Below are 25,634 nucleotides of genomic sequence, written 5' to 3'. Positions count from 1 at the left end.
TTGGAAACCGATTTCACGCTGATTAGTGTGGAATCGATTCCATATACTTTTTCTTAATGCGTTTTTATATGGTTTCTATTTTTATGAACAATGTGGGATCGATTCCACAATTGAAAAAGGAGAGTGAATAGTTTATGTCTGAAAATAAAAGAATAGCAGAAGATCTAATTAAGTCTGTTGGGGGTCCTGAAAATATTGAATCCGTTACCCATTGTGCGACGAGAATGCGATTCATTATTCGAGATGAAGAAAAAGTTGATAAAGAAGGCGTAGAGGAAATTGACAAGGTAAAAGGTGCTTTTTTCAACTCTGGACAATACCAAGTTATTTTTGGAACAGGTACGGTGAATCGGATATATGAGGAAATAGCTAAATTTGATTTGAAAACGTCTACAAAGTCTGAGCAATCGAAAGAGGCTGGTAAGAAAGGCAACAAGCTACAACGAGCTATTCGTACGTTTGGAGATGTGTTTGTTCCAATTATTCCGGTTCTTGTTGCAACAGGACTATTTATGGGGCTTCGTGGACTCATCATGCAGGAAGAAATCCTGGCTCTTTTTGGATTGACCACAGATGATATATCCGCTAACTTCCTATTGTATACGGAAATCTTAACGGATACGGCGTTTATTTTTTTACCAGCTTTAATAGCTTGGTCGACCTTCCGTGTGTTTGGTGGGACACCGATTATTGGTGTTGTACTTGGACTGATGCTTGTTAGCCCTGCATTACCGAATGCGTGGGGTGTTGCGACAGGTGCAGAGCCACTGATGTTCTTTGGATTTATTCCGGTTGTCGGATATCAAGGTGCAGTACTACCTGCATTTATCGCCGGTATCATAGGTGCAAAATTAGAAAAGGCAATACGTAAGCGTGTACCGGAGACGTTTGATTTAATTGTTACACCTTTTCTTACGTTATTACTCATGAGTATTGCTTCCTTATTCATCATCGGACCAATCTTTCATATTGTTGAAACGTATATTCTTGATGCTGCATTGTTTGTATTGGGATTACCGTTTGGTTTAGCTGGAATTCTGCTAGGTTTCTTTAATCAAATTATTGTTATTACTGGTGTGCATCATATTTTTAACATGTTGGAAATTCAGTTACTGGAAAATCTCGGGAATAATCCGTATAACGCTATTATTACTTCGGCTGTTGCAGCACAAGGTGGAGCAGCGCTGGCAGTTGGTTTAAAAACAAAGCATAAGAAACTAAAAGCGTTAGCGATGCCTTCATCTTTATCGGCATTCTTAGGAATAACGGAACCAGCAATTTTCGGCGTCAACTTGCGCTATGGAAAGCCATTCTTAATGGGGCTAATTGGTGGAGCTGCTGGTGGTTTCCTTGCGGCGATTCTGAAGCTTGCAGGGTCTGGTATGGCAATTACTGTAATACCTGGTGCGCTCTTATACTTGGATGGACAGCTTTTGCTTTATATTTTAGTTAATCTTGTAGCAATTGCGGTTGCTTTCGTTTTAACATGGATGTTTGGTTACGCAGATAAAGACACACAAAAGGAACATGCATAATAGGAGATGTTTATGAAACAATCATTTAGTGAATTAAAGCAGCGTGCATACAAAAACATAGATGATAGGAAAAAGACTGTCGCTCGTGACCCTTACCGGCTGCACTTTCATATCATGCCACTAGTTGGGTTATTAAATGATCCGAATGGCTTCGTCTTTTACAAAGGACAGTACCATATGTTTTATCAGTGGAATCCGTTTCAGACAGAGCATGGAGCTAAATTTTGGGGACATGCTGTATCTGATGATTTGGTCCATTGGGAGGAAGCCCCGATAGCATTAGCACCAGATCAGTGGTACGACAAGAACGGTTGTTATTCCGGGAGTGCGGTCGTTTTTCAGGAAAAATTATATGTTTTTTATACAGGCAATGTGAAAAATGAACATGGGAAAAGAGAATCCTATCAATGTCTAGCGGTTTCGGAAGATGGCATTCATTTTGAAAAAAAAGGGCCAATTATTCATGTGCCCCAGGGCTATACCATGCATTTCCGTGATCCCAAAGTGTTTGAGAAAGACGGTAAGTGGTACATGGTGTTAGGCGCACAAACAGAGGATGAGCAGGGCGAGGCCGTGATCTATACGTCTGCTAATCTGGCAAATTGGAGTTTCCAAGGTGTCTTAGCAGGAAGTGGGCATAATGGTCTTTCGGATTTCGGTTATATGTGGGAATGCCCAGATTTATTTGAACTGGATGGGCAGGATATTTTGGCTGTATGTCCACAAGGACTGTCGCCAAAAGGCTTTGCGTATAATAACATTTTCCAATCAGGCTATTTTGCCGGGAAGGTAGATTATGAGAAAATTTTATTTGACCATGGTAATTTTGTAGAATTGGATAGGGGATTTGATTTTTATGCCCCACAAACGACAGCGGACCCCTCAGGAAGAAGAATTTTAGTTGGATGGATGGGAAATGCAGACGAGGGAGACTCCATCCACCCAACTATAAAACATGAGTGGATTCATGCACTGACATTACCGAGAGAACTTCAATGGAAGGATGGAAAACTGCATCAACATCCCGTAGAAGAACTTCAATTGTTACGTGAAGATGGCGTTCATCATACTGACGTGGTCGTTTGGGAGGAGGCTGTGGACCTTCCTCGTGTAAATGGTCAGGTGTTCGAGTTGGAAATAGCTATCAAGGATTTAGCTGCTGCGGAATTTTCCGTGGAAATAGGTGAGAAGAGCAGCTTCCGTTATGATGCTAAAACACAAATTTGTACGTTTCAACGAGGGGAATTTTCAAAGAATGGTGTAGAAGGTAGGCACTGCGTATTGGAAAGCTTGCAAAATATCCAGATATTTAAAGATACCTCTTCCATTGAGATTTTTATCAATAATGGAGAAGAAGTTTTTACTTCGAGAGTGTTTGATAACCCAGACGTTGACGAAATCCGTTTCATTGCTAAAGCTGGACATGTTAAAATCGACGTAAAGAAATGGAATATCAAGAGAGTTACCGAATATTAAGTTGGAGGTTTGATTATGTTTGGAAAACTATTTAAGAAAAAAGAAGAAGTAACCGATGTTTCTATAAATGCACCGGTTAGCGGTGAAGTTGTAGCATTAGAGGAGGTTCCGGATCCCGTGTTTTCCGAAAAAATGATGGGAGATGGGGTCGCGATTAAACCGACAAATGGGGAGGTTGTTTCTCCCGTAATCGGGGAAATCATTCAAGTGTTTCCAACAAAACATGCGGTTGGAATTCGCGCTGAAAATGGAGCGGAAATTTTAATTCATATTGGTCTTGAAACGGTTAGCCTTGATGGAGAAGGATTCACTTCATATGTTGGAGAAGGCGATCAGGTGAAGCAAGGGGATAAACTGATTCACTTTGATATGGATATTATACGTGAGAAAGCAAAAAGTACTGTAACACCGATTATCATTACGAATACGGATGATATGAGCAATATTGAAGCTAAGACGATAAAAGAAGTAATTGCTGGACAAGATGAAATTCTACAAGTGACGAAATAATATAGAAATGGATGTTGAAAAACATGAAAAAGGTCTATACGATTGGGGAAGCGTTAATTGACTTTATTCCACATGAAATAGGAGTCCCTATTGAAGAGGTTGCAAGTTTTAAGAAGATGCCAGGGGGAGCTCCTGCTAATGTTGCTGCAACCGTTGCCAAGCTTGGTGGTCGCAGTAGTTTCATTGGTCAGGTCGGTGAGGACCATTTTGGATACTATTTAAAGGATATTTTATCTAAAAATGGTGTGGATGTAAGTCATGTGCTTCATACAAATAAAGCCAATACCGCACTCGCATTTGTCGCACTGAAGGAAGAGGGAGAAAGGGAATTCGTCTTTTACCGAAAACCGAGTGCTGATATGCTGTTAAATAGAGCTGATGTGCAGGAAGTTGGGTTTTCTGCAGATGATATTTTGCATTTTTGCTCGGTCGATTTAATTGAAGCTGATGTGAAGTATGCACATGTAGAAGTCATTCGTAACATCAAGGATGTAGGGGGAACGGTTTGTTTCGATCCAAATGTCCGGAAAAATTTGTGGGACGACCTGGATGCTTATCAAAAGACGATCCAGCAGTTTATCCCTTATGCAGATATTCTAAAGGTGAGTGTGGATGAACTAGCGTTTATCACAGGCGAGGAAGAAGAAACGAAAGCGATTCGCTCACTTTTAGCTGGATCTGCTTCATTGGTGATCGTTACTCGAGGTAAGGATGGCGTAAGCTTTTATACGAATACGGATGACGTGTCTGTGGAAGGGTTCAAAGTGAAAGCCGTTGATACGACTGGTGCAGGGGATTCCTTTATTGGTGCTTTTTTATATCATTTCGCTACAATGGAAAAAGATGTTATCGACCTTACCATAGGGGATTTGGCTGAAATTGGCCGGTTTGCTAACGCAGCTGCAGCTTTAGTTACGACAAAGCAAGGCGCGATTAGTGCGTTACCTGGTATAGAAGAAATTAAAACGTTGATGGAGTAGTGAATGATAGTGTTGCGATTGGTTGTTAATTCATGTCTCAAAAGATAATAGATTCATAATAAAGTCCCTCGTTCATTACAGTAGTAGTGCAGCGAGGGACTTTTAATATATTGGGATAAGTAGTATCTTGGTTTCTGTTAAATGTACTCAAATTCCATCGATCTTTTTGCCTAAATGATTAAAACCTCTGTCCATTCTGGCTTCTAAATCAGTTCTCATGTTAACCATTTTCAATTCTAGTTCAGTTCTCATGCTATTCATTTTAGAATCAATATGTTGGAACTTTGTATCAAAAAGTAGTCCACTCTGGTTGCTACTCCTAAGTGGACTATTTCGAGAAAAGTCATTTTTGGATTTTATAAATAATCTCTGCGCAATTCTTCAGCCGTTTTCGGTGAAATATAGCCTGGGGCCACATCATAAACTGTTTTTGCACCGGTTTGTCCTTCTTTATTTAAGCGGTGTGCAGCACGTGCATAAGCAGTTAGTACACTTGCGGTAAACTCAGGGTTACTTTCCAATTTCAAGCTGTACTCAATGATTTGCTTATTGCCTTCTCCAGTTTCACCACTGCGAATAACAAATCCTCCATGTGGCATTGCAGAATGCTCGCGTTTCAATTCTTCTTCTGAAATAAAATGAACGGTAGTATCGTAATCTGCAAAGTAATTTGGCATTGTTTTGATTTCATGTTCAATCTTCTGCTTGTCTGCGCCTTCCTCGACGACAATATAGCATTCGCGTACATGACGGTCGTTTTTGGATACGTCTGGATTTTCCCCATTTCGCACTTGTTCGATTACCTTTTCAGAAGGGATCGTATACTGAACTCCATTTTTGACACCATCGACTCTGCGAACAGCATCGGAGTGGCCTTGGCTTAAGCCTTTGCCCCAGAATGTGTATGTTTCACCTTGTGGCAATAGTGCTTCTGAGAGCACGCGATTAATGGAAAACATGCCTGGGTCCCAGCCTACAGAAATAATACTTGTTTTCCCGCTTTCTTTGGCAGGCTTGTCAACGGATGCAAAGAATTCAGGGATTTTTGCATGGGTGTCAAAGCTATCCACTGTATTAAAAAGTTGAGCAAAATATGGGACCTGCTCTGGTAAGTCTGTTGCAGAGCCACCACAAATTAGCATGACATCGATATCCTCTTTATAATTTGGTGCTTCATCAATATGTAATACTTTCACATTACTGTTTAAGACCTGTACGCTTTCTGGATTTCTTCTAGTAAATACGGCAACGAGCTCCATATCTGGTTGTTGCATAATGGAAGCTTCAGCGCCTCTACCTAGATTTCCATAGCCTACAATGCCAATTTTTATCGTATTCTCCATTTGTCACACTCCAATGATTTCACTGTTTTTCTATTCCCTTTATACTACCCTTTTTGATTATTCTATACAACTTTATTGAACTATTTCGAAAAGGGAGTTGGGCAGGAAAAGAGGGGCACTTCATACTGAAGTAGCCCCTTTTCCTTGCAGTTATTTAACGAAATAGATTTTTCAGCTTTTCAAAAAATCCTTCTTTTTCTTCAGGTGCATCATCTGCTGTTTCTGTCTCTTGCTCTTGCTTTAAGCTATCGGTACGAATGACAAACTGTACCGAATCGGTTAGCTCATTATTTTTTTCCGATACAAAGGAAATAGGCTCGAAGTCTGATTTATCGTATTGAGAAAGCATGGAATCGATTTCCTCCTGCATTTCTTCTGGAATGTTAGAGGTAGCATCATGCAGCTGTGTTGTTCCGTTACGAAGCTCACCAGCTCCATCTGTCAGTCGGTCTGCACCATCTGCAGACTCTCCGATTCCATCATGGATCCCTTGATAGGAAGTAGCTAATTCATTGACTCCATTTGTATAAGCAATCAATCCTTCGTGGAATTGATTGTAGTTGGTGGCCATCTCTTCAACGCCGGTGATTAATTGATTGACACTTTCATCCACATCGATTTGGCTGATGGACTCTTCAAGACCAGCTGTGAGTGCTCGTAAATAATTGGCTGCTTCTCGAGTCGACTCACTAAAGGTATGGAGGCTTGGTCCAACTGATCCGAATGCTTCTGATGCAGCATCGTATGCACCTTTAACCGTTTGGGCAGCTTGATAAGTAGCTACTAATTCTTCGATTACTTCTTGATCTGCATCACTTTCGTACAATGCCGCAATATCTGTTTCCGTAATGCTTGGCTCAGGGATTTGCTTCATTGCATCCTGCAATGCTTGGTTTGCTTTTTCATAGTTTGAACCAAATTGATCCATTCCATCAGCAAGCTCTTCCAAGCCGGATATCATTTCAGAGACTGCTAGATCTAAGTCTTCTAGTTCTTCTAGAGCTGTTATGCCACTTGCCTTTTCAACCTCTTCTTGTACAGTTGCAAGTGCATCATTAATCTGTGAAGAGGCATCTGTCAATTGACTGCTGGACCCGTTCAATTCGTCCATTCCATTTTTATATTGAGCAGAGCCATCTTCCAGCTGATGAAGTCCGGAAGCTAACCCGTCCATTCCGTCACGTAATTCACCGACACCATTATCAATTTCACCAATTGCATCTGTCAATGACTGGAATTCCTCTGTTAATTCATCGGTATCTGGTGCATCCACAGCCATGGAAGGTGGTAAAGCAGCTATTTCGATACCGTCAATTTCAAATTGATCAGTTGTTGCTTCAATGGAAAATTTCTTTTCTTCATCTGGCATCATCGTAAAGGAGATTTGTTTGTTCTTCCCAGCATTTGCAATCGTCGCATCTTCTGCTTTGATATCTTGAAAATAATCGGTATTTAAAGGAACCGAAATTTGCAGCATATAATTTTCAAAGAAGGTTGCGGCAACGTCTTTATTTTGCTTCACATCGATGGTTATTTCGACATCTCCTGTCATGCCAGGGATATCATCTGGATTAACCTCTTTGCCATCGATGTAATAGTCAATTGTAAATTGCCAAGGTAACTCCTTTTTTTCTTCAAGATTACCTTGATAAAAGAAATTATCGGTCTCTGCGTTGATTCGTACGTTGTTGTTATCCTGTTCAATCGCAGATGTATCGGTTAAGTTTTTAATTTCTGTATAATCACCGTAGTCATCGATGATGCCCGGCTTGGTTAGTTCAAAGGAGTTGACAACGTAGACCCCCTTAAGATTACCGCCGGATTGCAAATTTGCGTAAATAACTTCATTCTTACTAGCAATTTCTCCAATTTTCTGCTCTTCATCTGCTCGCTCCTCTGATGTATTTGGAGAGGCGTACGTTGTGAGTACAGGAAAGAAAAAGATTGCTAGTGTTAACCATATCCATTTAATTGCCTTCTTCATGGTGATCCTCCTTGTAAAATTTCATCCGAAACGAAGTCTTCTCAATGATTCTATCTAATGTGACAAGCATAGCTGGCAGGAAGGTGATAACGAGTATAAACGCAAGCAGCGCACCTCTTCCCAGCAGTAATCCGATCGAACCGACAATTGGATTCGATGAGGTCAGCCACAGAATAAACCCAACACTTGAAAGAATGGATGCCGATACTGCAATTGAAAACAGCTTTTCATCAATTGTCTTTTTAATTGCAGGTAATTTAGTCATTTTCTGTCGGTGGTGTTTATACGTTTCGGTTAGCAAAATGGCATAGTCGACCGTTGCGGCTAGCTGAACGGTACTAACTATTAAATAGCCAACAAAGACTAAGGATGTATCCGTAAAGTAAGGAACCGCTAAGTTAATCCAAACCGCTGATTGAATCGTAAGCAGTAAAATGACTGGGATAGAAATAGATCGAAAGGTAAACAGTAATACCAGCCCAATCGTTGCTACTGTAAGAATGTTTACTATTTGATTATCCTGTGTCACGGTTTCTCTCATGTCAAATAATGCAACACTTTCCCCAAGGGTCAGTGCGTCCTCTCCATAATAAGAGGCTGATAGTTCACGTATATTGTCTACGAGCTGGAACGGAATATCTCCTTCTGTTCCAGCATCGGTATTGATAATAATCCGACTATAGTTTTCCGACAAGAATTCTTCCGTAACATTTTTTTCTAAGAAATCCTGTGGAATCGTACTTCCAACCATATTAGCATAGCCAATGACAGAAGAGACATGATCCATATTTTCTATTTCTTGGGTCATTTCCAGCTCTTTTCCTATATCATCATTCGGAACCAATAATACGATTGCTGTTGTCTCACCAAACGTTTCCTCAATTTGCTTAATATCCATGCCTAATCGAGTGTCCTCTGGCTGCTCGCCCATACCATATGTAAAGGAGGTGCTATTTTGTGCCAAAAAGCTCGGTACTGTTAAGAGAAGTACAATTGCAATCGCAGGTATCTTTAACTTCAATAGCTTCGCACCAACACCTTTAAATACTGGTGGGATAAGTGTTTTGTGCTTTGTTTTGTCAATCCAGCTGTAGCATACTAATGTCAGTGCTGGTAAAAATACAACAACACTAATAAAGCTGAATACAATCCCTTTAACTAGATTTAGTCCTAAATCCGAACCAATCTCAAAATCCATAAACATTAGTGCAGTAAATCCAAAGAATGTAGTTAGTGCACTGGAGCTTATTACTGGTAGTGATTCTTTTATCGCTAGTTTCATAGCTTCTCCGGGCTTGTATTCCTTATTTCGGTAGTCTTGAAAACTATGAAGCAGGAAGATCGCATAATCCAGCGAGACGGCCAGCTGGAGAATTGGCGCTACGGATTGCGTAATAAAAGAAACCTCTCCAATGAAGATATTTGTTCCAAGGTTAATAAGAACAGAAACCCCAATTGCGGTCAAGAATAACACTGGTTCTACCCATGAATTCGTTGATAATACTAGGATGATAATAATAATCGGGACTAGTAATGCCGCAGCATACATCGTCTCCTGACCGGTCATCTCTTGCTGTGTAGCTGTATTTACTGCTTCACCAGTAATTGCGTTTTCGTCTCCGATCAGAGCGTAAATCTGATTGGTCGCTTCGACCTCTTTTCCGCTTTCTATTGTTACAGAATAAAGTGCCTTTTCATCCTGAAAATAATTTTCAACGGTTGCTTCATCCGCAAACTCGATAGGAGTTCTCAGATCTACTACATCATCCAGCCATTGAACCTCTGTAACACCATCAATTGCTTCCAGCTCATGCTTATAGGTTATTGCCTCTTGAATGGTAACATCCTCAATCATGACTCGTGTATTCGGAACACCGCTGGAGAATTCCTGCTCCATCATATTTAAGGCAACTGTTGATTCTGCTTTCTCAGGTAGATAATCTTGCATGTTATAATTTACATCTACAAAAAAGAAAGCAATTCCCGACAGTACCGTTAATGTTAGAAAAAGAATAACGACGGACTTTTTGAAACGTATGATTATATTTGTCAATGTCATTTCCCCATATCTTGATGATTTAGTGCTTTTACTTTATTATTATATATACATCATGTTAGTTACACAACAAACAGTTGCGTAAATCGTGTTATTTGCGCAACATATATTGAAAATTTGTTGGAAAACGGGTAATGAAAGGGTTTTACAATGGAAGGAAAATTAGACCGCCGAAAAAAATATACACGAATGGTTTTAAAGGAAAGCTTATTGGAGCTATTAAACGATAAACCAATTTCATCCATAACAATAAAGGAACTATGTGCGCTTGCAGATATCAATCGTTCGACTTTTTATAGTCATTATACGGATCAGTATGATTTATTGAATAAAATCGAGGATGAAATTATTCAAGAGTTGGATCAAACACTGCTTCAATATGACTATAAAAAGGAAAAAGAAATGCTTGCAATGACAAAATACTTACTAGATTACGTCGTGAGCAGAAGCGAGCATTTGCGCATTCTCTTTGGTGATCATGGGAGCAAGGGGTTCCAGCACCGTGTTATGGAATCGGCTCAAGCTCATATCCGGTCAAACTTGGAACAGGGGCGTCAGCAGATCGGGGAAAATCATTTAAACTATATTACGTTGTTTGTTATTAGCGGCAGTATCCATATCATTGAAAAGTGGCTAAGTAGTGGCATGCAGGAATCCGCGGAAGAAATGACAAAAATTATTACGGAAATCAGTAATCACGGGATGCTACACTATACATAAGTAGAACGGTAGGAGAATTTATCAGCTGTATGTTAACATAGGCTCAAGAGGTGAAATGAATGAAATACGTAAGTGTCAATGTGCATGGTCGTGTACAAGGTGTCGGATTTCGTTCTTTTACGCAGCACAGAGCAGTGGAGTGTAATATTACGGGCTGGGTGAAAAACGAAGACGACGGTAGTGTGCATATAGAAGCCCAAGGCAACGAAGAAGATATGTCCCGGTTTTTAGAGCTGATAAAAAAAGGGCCTTCTCGATTCGCTAACGTCCGTGATATGGATGTCATAACCTTAGATGAGGGTCCGAAATTTAAAGCTTTTAAAATTAAATATTAGATTTATAAAGGATTAGCTATGTGTGTAATACACACATAGCTAATCCTTTTTCAATTGTTTATTCTTTCCACGGAATCAGTTTATTCTCCAACCACCTTAAAGCTCGATTAAAGATTAAGCCAATGGGGTGTCTCATATTTAAGATTTATATTCTTTCCCGCTTCTTATGTATTGGGCTACAACTTCAAAAGTTGATTTTAATCATTTTAAGATGCATCTTGTTGAACATTTATATATTCGAGCTGTTTTTTCTGTTACTACATAATAACGTCAATCAATATTACCGTCTTGTCAGCAAAGTGGAATGGAATAAGATGATTATCAGATATAAAAAAAGCTTGATATTGAATTTTCAAAATAATATAGTTGAACAAACACTGGAGGTGAAACAATTGTATATTGGAAATGGTAAGTACTGTTATGCTAACTCAGCATCAATGCTTTTAAAATCAGTTGGGGAATATATACCCCCGGAAAAAATTGAAGTATTGACTGGAATGGGATTAGGTGCAGTATTTGAAGGTGACTATCTATTTCTTGACAGTACTCTTCCTGATATAGGTATCAACAAGGCTCTAAACACACTTGGCTTTACTTGTGAGGAATGTGTTGAAAAATCACCACATCGTGCTCCTTTTTATCGGTTAAAGGATATTTTAAAAGAATCAGCCGTTATTGTGGGGCCAGTTGATTTAGGCTATTTCACCCATTGGACAAATCATGAATACCTGCATGGTGCCGATCATTATGTTCTTGTCTATGCCATAGACAATCAGAACGTATACTTTCATGATCCAGCAGGTTACCCTTATGTGTCACTGTCGTTGGATCAATTTCAAAAGGCGTGGAGAGCTGAAAATATCCAATACCGTCGAGGATATTTCCGTTTTTGGCATTCTGCTAAACGTCAATATCAACCTAGTGAAGAATATATTTATCAAAAAGCAATAGAAGGTTTTCAAATCCAATATGAAAACACAGAAAAAAAGACCCATCCTAATGGTAGTGAGGCAATCCTACAATTTTCCGAGACTTTTAAAAATGAAGCTATTTCCAATGAGATTATTGCTCACGTTACACACTTCCTATTTCAATTAGGTGCAAAGCGGGCAAGTGATTTTGCGTACTTTTTTAGGGAAAATCATCCTGAGTTGTTCGATTTCAAAATCGCTCAGGCAAAATTGTTAGGATGGTGCCATGTTTTAGCTACTCATGAAAGATGGAAGAAACTCATTGAACCTCTTCAACAATTAGCAGCTGTGGAACATGACTTTCGAAATAAATTGTTGAAGATTACTACCCATTAAACTTGATATGGGAATATAAATCTAAATACAATTTGAATCCCGAGGACTTTTACCAAATTGTTCGGGTTTATTCTGGTCGAAAAACAAAAAACTTCTTCTCTGCAGAGATAAGTCATGTCAGTTCATCTTTTTCTATAACGTCGCAACTTTATTCAAAACATCGCATCTTTTTTATGAACATCGTGACTTTATTTCAAACCGACATTGCGAGAGGTATGTCGATGAATTAAAAGAGTTTTATACACTGTTCAACGACAAAAGGATTAGCTATTTTGTATAAACATCAGCTAATCCTTTTTCAATTGTTTATTCTTTCCACGGAATCAGTTTATTCTCCAACCACCTTAAAGCTCGATTAAAGATTAAGCCAAGGAGAGACAGAATAAGTACCCCGACCATGAGCTTCGACGTAATCATTAAATTCCCGTAATGGAGCACCATGGAACCTATTCCTTCCTGGGCAGCGATCATTTCTGCCGATACGAGTAACAGGAGGGATGTTCCAGCTGCGAGCTTCAGCCCGGCAAATATCATCGGGAGAGCCCCAGGTAAAATTACCTTGCGAATCACATTGATTCGATTAGACCCAAATGTGACGGCAGCTTTCACAAGCATCGGATCAACACTTTTCACACCGGAAAAAGTATTAATAACAACAGGGAAGAAAACCCCTAATGCGATAATCGTTACCTTTGATAATTCACCAATCCCTAACCATAAAATAAATAAAGGCAGTAAAGCAATTTTCGGTATTGGATAAATCGAATAAACAATAGGTGTTCCGATCGCATCTGCGACTCGGAAGAATCCCAGAATCAGACCAATTAAAATACCGAAGGCCGCACCAATGGCATACCCTAGGACAATTCGGTAGAGACTGGCAGTCAGATTCCCGTAGATTTCCCCACTTACAAGCATCTCCCAACCTGTTATTACAATGTTAGATGGTGCCGGTAGAAATAATGGAGAAACAATTCCAATTCGAGAGACGATTTCCCACAGGATTAAGATACCGGCGATACCTAGAAAGGAAGTGTAGAATGGAACTTTTTTATCAAGAAAGGCAACACGATTCGTAATGACTTGTTTTTGTTTTTCCATTTACGATCACTCCTTCAGTGCCGCTTCGGCATCATGCCGAATAAGCTGCCAAATTTCATCTGCATACTTGCTTGATTGTTCACGGTATTTTTCATCGTTTCTGCCCGTTTTCGGTAAATCAATGTTAATGATCTGTTTAATTTGACCTGGATGTCTCGATAATACGATGACGCGATCAGCCAAATAAACTGCTTCTTCAATGTTATGTGTCACATAAAGCGTGCTTAATCTCGTCCGATTCCAAATGGTAAGCAGTTCCTCCTGCATGAGGGTTCGGGTCTGGGCATCCAGTGCAGAAAAAGGTTCGTCCATTAATAATAGATCTGGTTCCACTGCTAATGCTCTTGCAATGCCAGCACGCTGCTTCATTCCACCTGATAATTGCTTAGGGTATGCGTCCTTAAAGTCAGTTAATCCGACCATATCAATATAGTGATTGCCGATTTCCTGCTGTTGCTTTTTGGAGGCGCCTCTTTCTTGCAAACCATAAACGACATTTTCAAAAACAGTACGCCATGGGAAAAGAGCAATTTCCTGAAAAACAATTCCTAAGGTTGGGTTCTCTTTAATTCCATCGAAATAAACACTGCCACTTGTAGGGGACAATAACCCACCAACGATATTAAGCAGCGTTGATTTCCCGCATCCACTTGGACCAACAAGGACAACAAATTCCTCTTCGTGAATCGTAAAATTAATATTTTTTAGTGCTGTTACTTCATTCTTTTTGGAATCTATAAAGGTTTTTTCTACATTCTCGATGACAATGCTCATAGTTGTTCACTACTCCAATTCTTTTAAAGCTTGGTCGAGAAGGTTTGTATTCACGATTTTGTCTGCATCAACCGGTGCTCCGATAAGCTCTTCCTTTGCATACCAATCGATTTGGGTTTGGATATCGGATGCGAGAAGCTTACCATCACGATCCATGTATGGCAGACCACGCTCGATAACAGCTGGTTCCTGATCCGTGTATTCAGCGATAATTTGAATTACTTCATCATAGTTTTCTCCTGATACAATCTCGCCGTTTTCCTTTGTCAGGACAGCGTCATAATAGTATTGTGTTGCTTTTGCATATGCTTTAAGAAATTTAGTCGCTGTTTCTGTATCGCCAGCAAACGATTTTGAGAAGAATATTCCGGAGGTTTGATAGTCGATCACATCGCCTACTTGTTTAATCACCTTGCCATACCCCTCATCTAACACCATTGTGATATTTGGTTCGTTTAATAAAACAGCATCCACTTGCTTGCTTTGCAATGTTTCCATTAGACCAGGAATACTGTTAACAGGAACAAGCTCTACGTCAGCTGACGTTAGACCGTGTTCCTCCAATAATCGACCAGCCATATAATGGAAGGTTGATCCCGTTTGTGTAATACCAACCTTCTTATCTTTTAAATCTTCAATTGTTTCGATATCTGAGTCGCTATGTACTAATAATGCCGTCGAGGAATAGCCTTCCTGTTCTCTTCCTTTGTCCGCAACAATGACAAGTTCTTCACCGCCAGCAACCATATTGTAAAGACTTGCTGTAATTCCAGTTGCGCCGACATCAACGTCACCGCCGGCTGTTGCTACGGCAATTGGCTGTGCTGCTTCAAACCAGCTAGCCTGTGCATCAATACCTTCCTCTTCAAAGTAGCCTTTCTCAAGTGCGATAAATAACGGTGCGGAGCTCGTCAGCTTCAACATACCGATTTCAATGGAAGCATGGTCGCCATTTGAGTCAGCTGCTCCCTCAGAAGAATTGTTTGCTTCCTCTTGTCCACATGCAGCTAGTAAACATGCTAAAAATAATGCAGAAATAAGTGCAATAACAGTTCTTTTTCTCAATTCTATTCCCCCTTTAGTTTGTAAATGTCTTAATAAAAAGAAAATTAAAAAAGCACAGGCGAATGCCGACTTAATCACCGTGCTAGTTTAATTAGATTTTTATAAGGATAGCACAAATAAATCAATCATTCCATATAATTATTGAAAAAATAGAAATTTTGTTGGTTTATTCGATTATTTGGAGATTACGTGTCGATGTGTACCGAAATTTAAGGAGTAAGAGGTTTATGGTTGCATCTTTTGCCTAAAGTGATATAATACGTAATCATTACGATTTAAGTGTTATAGAAAAATTATTGAGGAGAGGAAGAGTGAATTCATTTAGGTAGGGGATAGTGGTAAATCGCTTTAATCATTTAATAGAAGTAAGCTCTTTTAATCTGTAAATCATAATGATAGTTAGTTTCGTTTCTAAAGGAAGAACTTTCGTAAAGAGAAAGAGAGACTTACTAATCTGTTCCGTAAATATGCAGGAATCAAAAAATTTTTGAATCTTAATCGTAATCATTTCGATTTGGGGAGGAGAACTCCATGAATAAGCATGTTGATGTTCTTATAGTTGGTGCTGGGGCTTCTGGAATTGGTGTAGGAATAGTGCTAAAGCAGATGGGTTGTGAAAATTTTTGCGTGATAGACAAGGGGGATATAGGAGAAACATTTCGCAGGTGGCCAAAAGAAATGAGGTTTATAACTCCTTCTTTTCCATCTCAAGGATTTGGCCAGACAGACCTTAACGCTGTAGCTCCTAAGACCTCACCTGCTTATACGCTAGATGAAGAACACCCTACTGGTGAAGAATATGCAGAATACCTAGAAGTGCTGGCAGATCATTACCAATTACCGTTACGAACTAAAGTGGAAGTAAAAGAAATAAGGAAGCACAACAACCAATTGTTTGAGGTAGTAACTTCTAAAGGGAAATTATGCAGTAAATTTATTGTGTGGGCAGCCGGGGAGTATCAATACCCCGATTTTGACGTTTTCCCGGGAGCAGAAAACTGTATTCATAGTAGTCAAATTCATTCTTGGGAGGAGATGAAAGCAGATGATTATCTTGTGATAGGCGGGTATGAAAGTGGAATTGATGCATTGTATCAACTGAATAGACTTAACAAAAAAACTCGACTTTTGGCTGAAACTGCCACATGGGAAATCGATAGCAGTGACCCGAGTATTGTTATATCCCCATATACATACGGTCGGATGAAAGAAGCGCTTGCTGATGACAGAATCGAGATGTATGAGAACCTGACTGTTAGCTCTGTGAGAAAGGAAGGTAATTCTTATTATGTGGAAACACGAGAAGGCGAACAATTTACCACATGTACGCCTCCTGTACTAGCAACGGGCTATAAAGGTAGTACGTCCATGATCTCACAGCTTTTTGAGTTTGGGGAACATGGAAAGCCGTTAGTTAATGAACAGGATGAATCGACTTACTGCCAAGGATTATTTCTTTGTGGACCTGAATTGCGACATGGCAGTCATGTGTTTTGTTATATATATAAGTTTCGACAACGATATGCAGTACTTGCTGAAGCAATCGGTTCTCGACTAAACCTTAATATGGATATTCTTGAATTATATCAGAAGGAAAATTTTTATCTGGACGATCTTTCAGGTTGTGGAGAGCGCTGTGAGTGTTAAAAATAAAACGGATAAATTGATCGCCTTAGTAGGTCTTGAATCTGTAGGAAAGTCTGCATTATTCAGACATATGACTGGTCATCAAACAGGAATTGAAACCAATGTAAAAGGGTCAACTGTCGTTCTTACGCGCAGAGGGTTAAAACGAAATGTTGAAGTAGAGCTAGTTGATACACCGGGGATTCGTTTTAAAGATGATAGCATGACTACGAAATTGACCTTGGAGGAAATTAAGTTTTTGGAAGAGGTTATTATAGTTGTGAAATCTCCTCATTTAAAGAATGATCTTCTGTTATTAGAAGAACAGCTCCATCTGAGAGGGAAAAAAGTTACAGTTATAGCTACTCACAAGGATATTTATGAACCGAGTGATGAAGAAAAGCATTTTGTAAAGGATTTGTTGAATGTACCGGTTATCTGGTGTAATAGCCGTTCTATGAAAGAAACAGAACAAGATGAATTATGGGAGGCTATACAAGATGCTTCAACATGGAAGCTAAACAGCAGTTTACTCCATTTTCTGCCTTCAGATCATGAAGCAGAAAATAAAAATTGGCTGGAAACAGTACTGCGTCAAAAGGTGATTGGACCTTTATTTGCTCTGCTTCTAATCATAAGTATGTTTGCTTCTCCGGTATTTCTTGCATACCTGTTCTCAAGTTACGTAGAACCCTTTTCAGAAAGGGTGATGATAGTTCCATTAAAGGAATACGCCGTTCATTTTCCTGCTTTTTTCCAAGTTTTATTAATTGGAGACTATGGCGCATTAACCCTTGGATGGTATTCCTTCTTATGGGCATTTCCAGTAGTCCTTTTCATCGGTCTTAGTGTTGCAGTTACAGAAGAAACAGGTATACAGGAACATATAACACATGCATTAGATCCATGGCTGAGGAAAATCGGGCTAACTGGAAGAGACTTGATACCAGTTTTAACTGGCTATGGCTGTAATGTTGTAGCTGTTATGCAAAGCAGAAGCTGCAGTAGCTGTACGAGGGCTTCATGCATCTCCATGATTTCGTTTGGCTCTGCTTGCAGTTATCAAATTGGGGCAACTTTATCCTTGTTCGGTTCTGCAGGAAAACCAATATTATTTTTCCCTTATATACTGATTTTGTTTATTGTAGGTGCCATTCATACAAGGGTATGGAATAAGAACTCTTTACCGCTAACTACAGTATCTTCTTTGCCCTACTTGCAGTCTATAACATGGAGGGGAACTGTTTTTCGTTTAAAAGGAATGCTAAAACAATTCTTTACACAAGCGATGCCGATTTTTATCTTAATTTGTTTAGTCGCTTCTATTTTTGATTATTTGCATGTAATGAAGGGCTTATCTGCTTTGATTACGCCTATATTAGGGTTGTTTTCCTTACCAGCGGATGTTGCTCCTGGTGTGATTTTTTCTGTTTTTAGAAAAGATGGGATGATGGTATTGAACGAGGGACAAGGTTCCCTGCTTCAGAGTTTGGAGACATGGCAGCTATTTATAACCGTATATTTAGCTTCAACCTTATCTTCCTGTTTAGTAACTCTGTTCACGATTTACAAAGAATTAGGGGGGAGACACGCTGTAGAACTGCTGGGAAAACAAATGATTACGTCCATCATAAGTACGTTGCTATTAGCTATCGTTTTATATACTTATTTTAATTAAATGTGGAGGAGAAGCGTATGGAAAAGAAAATACCTGTTACCGTTTTGAGTGGCTATTTAGGGTCGGGAAAAACAACACTGCTAAACCATCTATTAAATAATCGTAATGGACTGAAAGTGGCTGTGATTGTAAACGATATGAGTGAAATTAATATCGATGCCGATTTAGTAGAAAAGGGGGCTCATTTTTCAAGGACGGAAGAGAACTTAGTTGAGATGTCTAACGGGTGTATTTGCTGCACGTTAAGGGAGGATCTGCTGATAGAGGTTGAAAAAATCGCGAAGGCAGGCAATATCGATTATATCATCATCGAATCTACTGGAATAAGTGAACCTGTACCAGTTGCTCAGACATTTTCCTATATTGATGAGGAACTAGGTATCGATCTTACCCAGTTTTGCCGTCTTGATACAATGGTTACTGTCGTTGATGCATATCGTTTTTGGCATGATTATGAATCTGGTGATCGGCTGCTTGATAGAAAGCAAGCAGTTGGAGAAGCAGATGATCGTAATCTTGCAGATTTACTAATCGACCAAATTGAATTTTGCGATGTTCTTCTATTGAATAAATGCGATATGGTGACGGAAAAACAACTTCGTTCATTGACGAAAGTTATTCAAACTTTGCAACCCGATGCCAAAATTATTCATACAACATTTGGCAAGGTTAATCCAACAGAAATTTTAAACACCCGTCGGTTTAATTTTGAAACGGCTAGTCAATCAGCTGGATGGCTAAAAGAATTAATGGCAGGCCCGGAAGAGCATACGCCAGAAACAGAGGAATATGGAATTAACTCCTTTGTGTATAGTCGAAGAATTCCATTTAACTCGAAGCGTTTTTATGATTGGATTAGGCAAATGCCGATGTCAATTGTCCGTGCGAAAGGAATTGCGTGGTGTGCGACAAGGAATGATTTGGCACTCCTTCTCTCCCAAGCTGGTCCTTCGGTCGCTATTGAACCAGTCTCCTATTGGGTAGCTTCACTTCCAGATGCACAAAAAGAACACACAATTATGCAAAATCCTAACATACTAAACGATTGGGATTCGGAATTTGGAGATCGAAAGACAAATCTTGTATTTATTGGCGTTGATTTGGAAAAAGGAACGATTATTCGGGAGCTTGACAAATGTCTGCTTACACCAGAAGAGATGGATATGGAATGGTCTGAGATGGGAGATCCATTTATTTGGGAGTTGAGAAATCACAATTAAATAAAAACGGGGGAATAGAAATGATTTTATCGAGTCAAACCATTCTCAAAAAGCTAGAGAAAGATGAGCTAGCTGTCAAACCTTTTAATCAGGCTAACCTTCAGCCGGCGTCCGTCGATCTATCGCTTGGCAGCCATTTTATGACATTAAATGAATATAGCACAGGTAAATTATCCATGGGTGAGAGAGCTTCCTACCGTGATATTTATATAGGAGACCAGGAAACGATAATCATTCCTCCTCACACCTTTATGCTTGCAACGACAAAAGAGTGGATTAAATTATCAAATCATGTTACTGGCTTTGTAGAAGGGAGGAGTTCTGTTGGGAGAATGGGACTTTTTGTACAAAATGCCGGGTGGGTAGATCCTGGATTCGAAGGGCGGATAACGCTTGAGCTATTTAACTCGAATCGTTTTCCGATTGAATTAATAGAAGGAAGAAGAATATGTCAATTGGTTTTTGCAGAAACGGATCAACCAACAAAACCGTATCAGGGCAAATATACAAAACAATCTAGTACAACTGCCAGCTGTATTTATATGGATGAGGAGAACTGCTCCAATTAATTGTAGATTAAGGAATTCAGGAGGGAAAGCATTGTCAAAGAAAGTACAAGTTACAGTGTTAAGTGGCTACTTAGGATCAGGAAAAACAACACTGCTAAATTATTTATTACACAATAAAGAAGGTAGGAAAATAGCCGTTATTGTAAACGATATGAGTGAAGTGAACATTGATGCCGACATGGTCAAAAAAGGAGGATTTAGTCGTACAGAAGAAAAATTAGTAGAATTGCAGAATGGATGTATTTGCTGCACGCTTCGGGAAGATTTAGTGAAAGAGGTAGATAAACTGGCCAAACTGGACATCGACTATATAGTTATCGAATCATCCGGAATATCAGAGCCAATACCAGTCGCGCAAAGCTTCACCTATGAAGACGAAGACCTAGGGATAAATCTTGCGGAACGTTGTGAATTAGATACGATGGTTACCGTAGTGGATGCAAGTTATTTTTGGGAGGATTATCGATCTGGAGAAAGCTTACTTGATCGTAATCAAGAGGCAGATGAGAACGACGAGCGGGACGTTATTGATCTATTAATTGATCAAATTGAATTTGCTAACATAATCCTATTAAATAAGGTCGACTTAGTGGATGAGGAAAGCAGAGAAGAATTAAAAGCTGTTTTAAAACAATTGAATCCAGATGCTCAAATTATTGCTACTGAATACGGAAAAGTTGCCTTAGAGACTGTACTGAATACACGATTATTTGACTTCGAAAAAGCAAGTCAGGGTGCAGGGTGGATAAAGGAACTAAATGAAGAGCATATCCCTGAGACGGAGGAATATGGGATTAGCTCCTTTGTCTATCGAAGAAAAAAACCGTTTCATCCTGAGCGTTGGGGTACATGGTTAGAAAATTGGCCAACTGGAGTTGTTCGATCGAAAGGTTTCTTTTGGTTGGCGTCAAGAAATGATGTTTCTGGTTTATTATCACAGGCTGGGCCATCCATTGCAATTCAAGAAGCAGGAAAGTGGATAGCTACGTATCCAAAGCAAGAACAATCGGGTATTTTAGAGGAAGATCCAGATTTAGCTAAGTACTGGGACGACAACTATGGAGACAGAATGACTGAACTAGTATTTATAGGGAAAGAGATGGATAAAGAAGGAATAATCAAAAGTCTAGATCAATGTTTACTGTCAGATGTCGAAATGAATTTGGATTGGAATATGTTTTATGATCCGTTACCATCATTTAGCAGCTATTAATTAAATTCACCAAGAAGATGGTGTGTTAGCAAATACCCGAAATAACATTTCTTAGAAGACTACACTTCCCCTGTTGAGGCTGGGACAAAAGTATTTTTATGAAGTGAAAACCGAACATGATTGATGCAAATAACTCGATCGGGAAATATAATTCGCGCATCCAGTGGCGGATGGTGAGCCTCCCTGTGCTATCGCACTTCGGTGTCTCACCTATGCCTTTCCTCCCGCAGGAGTCTACGTATATTTCCTACGCTAAGTTTGTACATCATTCGTCTTTAACATTAAGTACTTTAGTTATGTCCCAGCCTCAACTTAATTTATATACACCTCACTTTCTAGGAAGGCACTAACTCAATATAAAAGCTGATTATAATACATTCATAATGACTTCTAAATGACGAGCATGATCTCAGTGAAATCTCCTGCTGTTATTAAGAAAATGTAAAATCTTAACGTATAATTTACAATTTATTGAGTGAATTATTCTGTCTATTGTTGTATCCCTTGCCACAACTTATTTATCAAAAAAATTGTTAAACCCTACCAAAAACCTCCATTGTAAAGTGAATTTACACAAGTCACACCATTTCTTCATTTCACCTTTAATCTTCCTTAATATTCGTTCCTTATAATGAAGCTAGGTTCAAAAGAGGAGGATTTGATGCGTAAAACGGAATTGCATGTTCACTCGACATTTTCAGATGGTGTCCAAACACCGGAAGAGATTGTGCATCTAGCGAAAGAGGCAAACATTCAAGTACTTTCCATTACCGACCATGATGAAATCGGAGCGTATAAGGAAGCCCTGCCATTAGCAGAGGCAGCTAGAATTGAATTGATTCCTGGAATTGAGCTGAACACGGATGGAGAAGCAGGTGAATTACATATTCTTGGATATTTATTTGATCCAGAGCATCCGGAAATGCTCCAGCATATTAGCTGGCGTAAAGCAGAGCGGAAAAACTGGGCAAAGGAAATCGTTGCTCGTTTGAACGAATTAGGCTATAGCATTACGTTTCAAGATGTAGAAAGGTATGCACCACAAGATATTATTGTACGCACGCATATTGCCAGTGCGCTTTGTGAGAAAGATTACTTTACTACGACCCACGAGGCCTATCACGGCCTATTAGTGAAAGGGAAGCCGGCATTCGTTGAGCGGGGGGCGTTTACTGCAAAAGATGCAATTGAATTAATTCAAGCCTGTGGCGGAGAAGCTTACCTTGCGCATCCAGGTGCCTACCGGTTTCCTATAGATGAAGAAAAGGTTTTATCGTATGGGATTGATGGAATTGAGGTCTATCATTCCAAGCATCGTAAGGCAGATGTTTCCTATTGGAAGGAATTTGCACTTAAAAATCAGCTGCTGATTTCTGGCGGGTCTGACAGTCATGGGCGGAAGCATACGAGAAATGCGTACGCAATTGGTAGTGTGCAGCTAGATGAGCATTCCCAAAAGCATTGGCTGGAAAAGGTTGGTGCAAAACGATGAAACTATTTATCGCTTCATCATTATGCTGGGACTATCATCCGAATGAAGTTATTACGATCGCAAAGGAATATGGCTTATATGGAGTAGAACTGTGGGCAGAGCATATTTATTATCATCAAGCAAATCCTGCTGAAATTCGAATTCATGCTGAAATGGAAAATATCGAATTAACGTTGCATGCATCGAGCTGGGATTTAAATATTTGTTCGATTAATAAAGGAATTCAGGAACAGTCCATTGTTGAATTAAAGAAATCGATTGATTTGGCAGCAGCACTAGGCGCATTGCATATGACTTTTCATCCTGGAAGGTTAACGGTTAAAAATTACTTAGTTGAGGAGCATATGCGCGCACTTGTCACCAACACAAAGCGGCTTTTAGAATATGCGGCAGTAAGAGAAGTCGTGTTATCGCAGGAAATGATGGAACCTATCGCGAAGGAGATTTTAACAGAGCCAAAGGCAATGAATCATTTCTTAGAGCAGGTTGGGCCGGGTCTTCAGGTGACCTTAGATATCGCGCATACGCCGCTTGAAGAAAACAACGAGGTTTATTTAGAAGAGCTGCAGCGTGTAAACAGTATTCATGTAAGTGACTCCAAAAGGGATCGATACCACGTTCCGCTAGGAGAAGGTGAGATTAATCTAGAGGAGATTCTATCATGCCTAGGCGAGAAAGACTTACCTATCGTACTCGAAGGAATGGATACAGATCGCTCCTTATCTTTTTTAAAGAAGCATCTGAACTTTTTACATAAAGAATGGAAGGAAAGGAAGATAAGCATTTGAAAATTATGATTACGAATGACGACGGTATTTTTGAGCCGGGAGTTGAAGCGTTGGCTGATGTCCTCTCTCACTTTGGCGAGGTAGTCATTGTCTGCCCAGACACGGAAAAAAGTGCCTACAGTCATAAAATTACACTAGGACAACCATTGAAATTAAAGAAAATTGATTTTGCACCTACTGCCGAAGCTTATGCGGTTAATGGTTCACCGGCGGATTGTGTAAAGCTTGCGATGGAAGTGCTGTTAAAGGAAAAGCCTGATATCGTCTTTACGGGAATTAACCTTGGTCCCAATGTTGGAAGGGATATGTATTACTCGGGAACGATTGCTGCAGCACAAGAGGCGATGCTATACCAAGTCCCGTCTGTTGCGGTTTCCTTAGATACATTTAAAAAGGAAAACATTAAGTTTGGAATTGTAAAACAGATGCTATATCGCGTTGTGGAGGTGATTCTGCAAAATAAAATCGCAAAAAATGTCATGCTGAACGTTAATTTGCCGTATACGTCGAAGGAGCTTTGCAAAGGAGTTGCCGTTGTCCCAATGGATCTAACCATTTCGCGTTATCACTATACAGCCTTGAACGATCCTCAAGGTCAGGATTTTTACTGGTTAAAGGACAACTATCAAAATTTGAAGGTGAATGAGGGAACGGATTATCAGTTGCTGAAGGAAGGGTATATAACTGTCTCTCCCATTGACCTCAAGCATACACAGAAAAGAAAAATCGATCAAATCAGTCGCTGGTTTACCAACTTTAATTATGTTCAGGAGGAGAACTAATGATGAAAAAACTATTATTCTTATTGTGTGCTGGACTTTTATGTATTTTGGCAGCTTGTGGTAACAGTTCCGATGAGGAAGCAGATGCTTCAAGTGAAGAAGGTGAAAGTGAGTTAAGTGGTGAGCTGGAGTTTTACACATCACAGCCTGATGTTGATGCGGAGCAGCTAGTAGATGCGTTTAATGAAAAATATCCAGATGTCGAAGTCAATATTTTCCGCTCTGGTACAGAAGAGGTTATCAGTAAATTGAATGCGGAAAGCCAAGCAGGATCTGTTGTAGCAGATGTCCTTTTGCTTGCAGATTCGGTAACATTTGAAGGATTAAAGGAAGCAGATATGTTAATGGAATATAATTCTCCTGAAGCAGAAGCAATTCCAGAAGAGTTCGTGGATGCTGACGGAACGTATACAGGAACAAAGATGATGGCAACTGGTATTGTCATCAATACGGATGAAGTGACAGAAGCACCAACATCATGGGATGCACTTGTTTCAGATGAGGGTAGTGATCAAGTTGTCATGCCAAGCCCATTGTACTCAGGAGCTGCAGCGTACAATCTTGGGATTTTTACCCGTAGTGACGGCTTTGGCTGGGATTTTTATGAAGGAATAAAAGCAAATAATCCAATGATTACAGAAGGAAATGGCGCTGTTATTGAAAACGTAGCATCCGGTCAAAAGAATTACGGCATGATTGTGGATTATTTAGTAGCTCGTGCTGCAAGTGATGGTTCACCAGTAGAGTTGATTTACCCTGAAGAAGGTGTACCTGTAATCACGGAGCCAATTGGTATTACGGCAGATACAGAAGAAGCAGAACTAGCAAAAGCGTTTGTTGACTTCGTACTTTCTGAGGATGGACAAGCATTGCAGGCTGAGATTGGATATACACCAATCCGTGAGGGAGTAGAAGCACCGGATGGCTTAAAATCCTTGGATGAAATTAAAACACTTAGCGCACCAACAGATGAACTATATCAGAACCGTGAAGCTGATAAAGGGAAATTTGACGAATTATTTTCAAACTAGAATCTAACGCAAGGGCTATAGGGTGATTACAGTGAACAGTCAAAAAAAG

The 25,634-nt window shown here is 39.6% G+C and carries 22 protein-coding genes; 16 read left to right on the top strand and 6 right to left on the bottom strand.

Annotated features, from left to right (window positions below; all coding sequences use genetic code 11):
- The first annotated feature begins 134 nt into the window (after positions 1-134).
- From NST46_RS05545 to NST46_RS05530, 4 genes are read left to right on the top strand one after another with little or no spacing between them, the layout of a single operon-like run.
- Positions 135-1,535 (top strand): sucrose-specific PTS transporter subunit IIBC, encoded by a 1,401-nt coding sequence (locus NST46_RS05545; RefSeq protein ID WP_340002545.1) that lies wholly within the window; start codon positions 135-137, stop codon positions 1,533-1,535.
- A gap of 12 nt (positions 1,536-1,547) precedes the next feature.
- A complete protein-coding gene (locus NST46_RS05540) occupies positions 1,548-3,011 on the top strand; it encodes a glycoside hydrolase family 32 protein (RefSeq protein ID WP_340002544.1) in 1,464 nt (487 codons plus the stop codon).
- A gap of 15 nt (positions 3,012-3,026) precedes the next feature.
- Positions 3,027-3,521 carry a PTS sugar transporter subunit IIA gene (locus NST46_RS05535; protein WP_118888315.1) on the top strand — a complete coding sequence of 165 codons (495 nt, stop codon included), beginning with the start codon at positions 3,027-3,029 and terminating at the stop codon, positions 3,519-3,521.
- Between the two features lie 23 nt (positions 3,522-3,544).
- Positions 3,545-4,501: a carbohydrate kinase family protein gene (locus tag NST46_RS05530; RefSeq protein ID WP_341136871.1), complete on the top strand. Its 957-nt coding sequence runs from the start codon at positions 3,545-3,547 to the stop codon at positions 4,499-4,501.
- Positions 4,502-4,857: 356 nt separating this feature from the next.
- On the opposite strand, the gene NST46_RS05525 is transcribed toward NST46_RS05530, so the two are convergent.
- From NST46_RS05525 to NST46_RS05515, 3 genes are all read right to left on the bottom strand, one after another.
- Complete coding sequence (locus NST46_RS05525) at positions 4,858-5,844, bottom strand: diaminopimelate dehydrogenase (RefSeq protein WP_341136870.1); 987 nt, start codon at positions 5,842-5,844, stop codon at positions 4,858-4,860.
- A 154-nt stretch (positions 5,845-5,998) separates the two neighbouring features.
- Positions 5,999-7,828 carry a YhgE/Pip domain-containing protein gene (locus NST46_RS05520; RefSeq protein WP_341136869.1) on the bottom strand — a complete coding sequence of 610 codons (1,830 nt, stop codon included), beginning with the start codon at positions 7,826-7,828 and terminating at the stop codon, positions 5,999-6,001.
- A complete protein-coding gene (locus NST46_RS05515; protein ID WP_303447016.1) occupies positions 7,812-9,887 on the bottom strand; it encodes an efflux RND transporter permease subunit in 2,076 nt (691 codons plus the stop codon). The genes NST46_RS05520 and NST46_RS05515 overlap by 17 nt, the downstream gene beginning before the upstream one ends.
- Before the next feature lie 147 nt (positions 9,888-10,034).
- Between NST46_RS05515 and NST46_RS05510 the strand changes: the two genes are divergently transcribed.
- The 3 genes from NST46_RS05510 to NST46_RS05500 all read left to right on the top strand — a co-directional run bounded on the left by NST46_RS05510 (position 10,035) and on the right by NST46_RS05500 (position 12,246).
- On the top strand, positions 10,035-10,604 hold the full coding sequence (locus NST46_RS05510) for a TetR/AcrR family transcriptional regulator (RefSeq protein WP_341136868.1): 570 nt from the start codon (positions 10,035-10,037) through the stop codon (positions 10,602-10,604).
- 59 nt (positions 10,605-10,663) lie between these two features.
- Positions 10,664-10,939 (top strand): acylphosphatase, encoded by a 276-nt coding sequence (locus NST46_RS05505; RefSeq protein WP_095310349.1) that lies wholly within the window; start codon positions 10,664-10,666, stop codon positions 10,937-10,939.
- Positions 10,940-11,331: 392 nt separating this feature from the next.
- Positions 11,332-12,246: a hypothetical protein gene (locus NST46_RS05500; protein WP_341136867.1), complete on the top strand. Its 915-nt coding sequence runs from the start codon at positions 11,332-11,334 to the stop codon at positions 12,244-12,246.
- Positions 12,247-12,552: 306 nt separating this feature from the next.
- On the opposite strand, the gene NST46_RS05495 is transcribed toward NST46_RS05500, so the two are convergent.
- The 3 genes from NST46_RS05495 to NST46_RS05485 are packed head-to-tail and all read right to left on the bottom strand — an operon-like array spanning position 12,553 to position 15,186.
- Positions 12,553-13,347, bottom strand: coding sequence for an ABC transporter permease (locus NST46_RS05495; protein ID WP_095310351.1), 795 nt, complete (start codon positions 13,345-13,347; stop codon positions 12,553-12,555).
- A gap of 6 nt (positions 13,348-13,353) precedes the next feature.
- Positions 13,354-14,121 (bottom strand): ABC transporter ATP-binding protein, encoded by a 768-nt coding sequence (locus NST46_RS05490; protein WP_303447014.1) that lies wholly within the window; start codon positions 14,119-14,121, stop codon positions 13,354-13,356.
- A gap of 9 nt (positions 14,122-14,130) precedes the next feature.
- Positions 14,131-15,186: an ABC transporter substrate-binding protein gene (locus NST46_RS05485; protein ID WP_095310354.1), complete on the bottom strand. Its 1,056-nt coding sequence runs from the start codon at positions 15,184-15,186 to the stop codon at positions 14,131-14,133.
- A gap of 531 nt (positions 15,187-15,717) precedes the next feature.
- On the opposite strand from NST46_RS05485, the gene NST46_RS05480 reads away from it, so the two are divergent.
- The 9 genes from NST46_RS05480 to NST46_RS05440 all read left to right on the top strand — a co-directional run bounded on the left by NST46_RS05480 (position 15,718) and on the right by NST46_RS05440 (position 25,585).
- A complete protein-coding gene (locus NST46_RS05480) occupies positions 15,718-16,833 on the top strand; it encodes an NAD(P)/FAD-dependent oxidoreductase (protein ID WP_341136866.1) in 1,116 nt (371 codons plus the stop codon).
- Positions 16,823-18,490 (top strand): nucleoside recognition domain-containing protein, encoded by a 1,668-nt coding sequence (locus tag NST46_RS05475; RefSeq protein ID WP_341136865.1) that lies wholly within the window; start codon positions 16,823-16,825, stop codon positions 18,488-18,490. The genes NST46_RS05480 and NST46_RS05475 overlap by 11 nt, the downstream gene beginning before the upstream one ends.
- A gap of 17 nt (positions 18,491-18,507) precedes the next feature.
- A complete protein-coding gene (locus NST46_RS05470; RefSeq protein ID WP_341136864.1) occupies positions 18,508-19,710 on the top strand; it encodes a GTP-binding protein in 1,203 nt (400 codons plus the stop codon).
- A 20-nt stretch (positions 19,711-19,730) separates the two neighbouring features.
- Entirely contained in the window at positions 19,731-20,279 is a 549-nt protein-coding gene (gene dcd / locus NST46_RS05465; protein ID WP_341137321.1) for a dCTP deaminase, read from the top strand.
- Between the two features lie 31 nt (positions 20,280-20,310).
- On the top strand, positions 20,311-21,492 hold the full coding sequence (locus NST46_RS05460; protein ID WP_341136863.1) for a GTP-binding protein: 1,182 nt from the start codon (positions 20,311-20,313) through the stop codon (positions 21,490-21,492).
- Between the two features lie 661 nt (positions 21,493-22,153).
- Positions 22,154-22,984 (top strand): PHP domain-containing protein, encoded by an 831-nt coding sequence (locus NST46_RS05455; RefSeq protein ID WP_341136862.1) that lies wholly within the window; start codon positions 22,154-22,156, stop codon positions 22,982-22,984.
- The gene (locus NST46_RS05450; RefSeq protein ID WP_118888327.1) at positions 22,981-23,772 is read left to right on the top strand and encodes a sugar phosphate isomerase/epimerase family protein; all 792 of its coding nucleotides are present in this window, start codon (positions 22,981-22,983) and stop codon (positions 23,770-23,772) included. Before NST46_RS05455 ends, NST46_RS05450 begins: the two co-directional genes overlap by 4 nt.
- Positions 23,745-24,554: a 5'/3'-nucleotidase SurE gene (gene surE, locus NST46_RS05445; RefSeq protein ID WP_095310371.1), complete on the top strand. Its 810-nt coding sequence runs from the start codon at positions 23,745-23,747 to the stop codon at positions 24,552-24,554. The genes NST46_RS05450 and surE overlap by 28 nt, the downstream gene beginning before the upstream one ends.
- 2 nt (positions 24,555-24,556) lie before the next feature.
- Entirely contained in the window at positions 24,557-25,585 is a 1,029-nt protein-coding gene (locus tag NST46_RS05440) for an ABC transporter substrate-binding protein (RefSeq protein ID WP_251660185.1), read from the top strand.
- Positions 25,586-25,634: the final 49 nt, after the last annotated feature.

The organism is Oceanobacillus sp. FSL W7-1309 (assembly GCF_038002145.1).
Taxonomy (GTDB): domain Bacteria; phylum Bacillota; class Bacilli; order Bacillales; family Amphibacillaceae; genus Oceanobacillus; species Oceanobacillus profundus.
The sequence above is the reverse complement of the archived record's forward strand: the minus strand, read 5'-3'. Positions and strand labels throughout refer to the sequence as shown.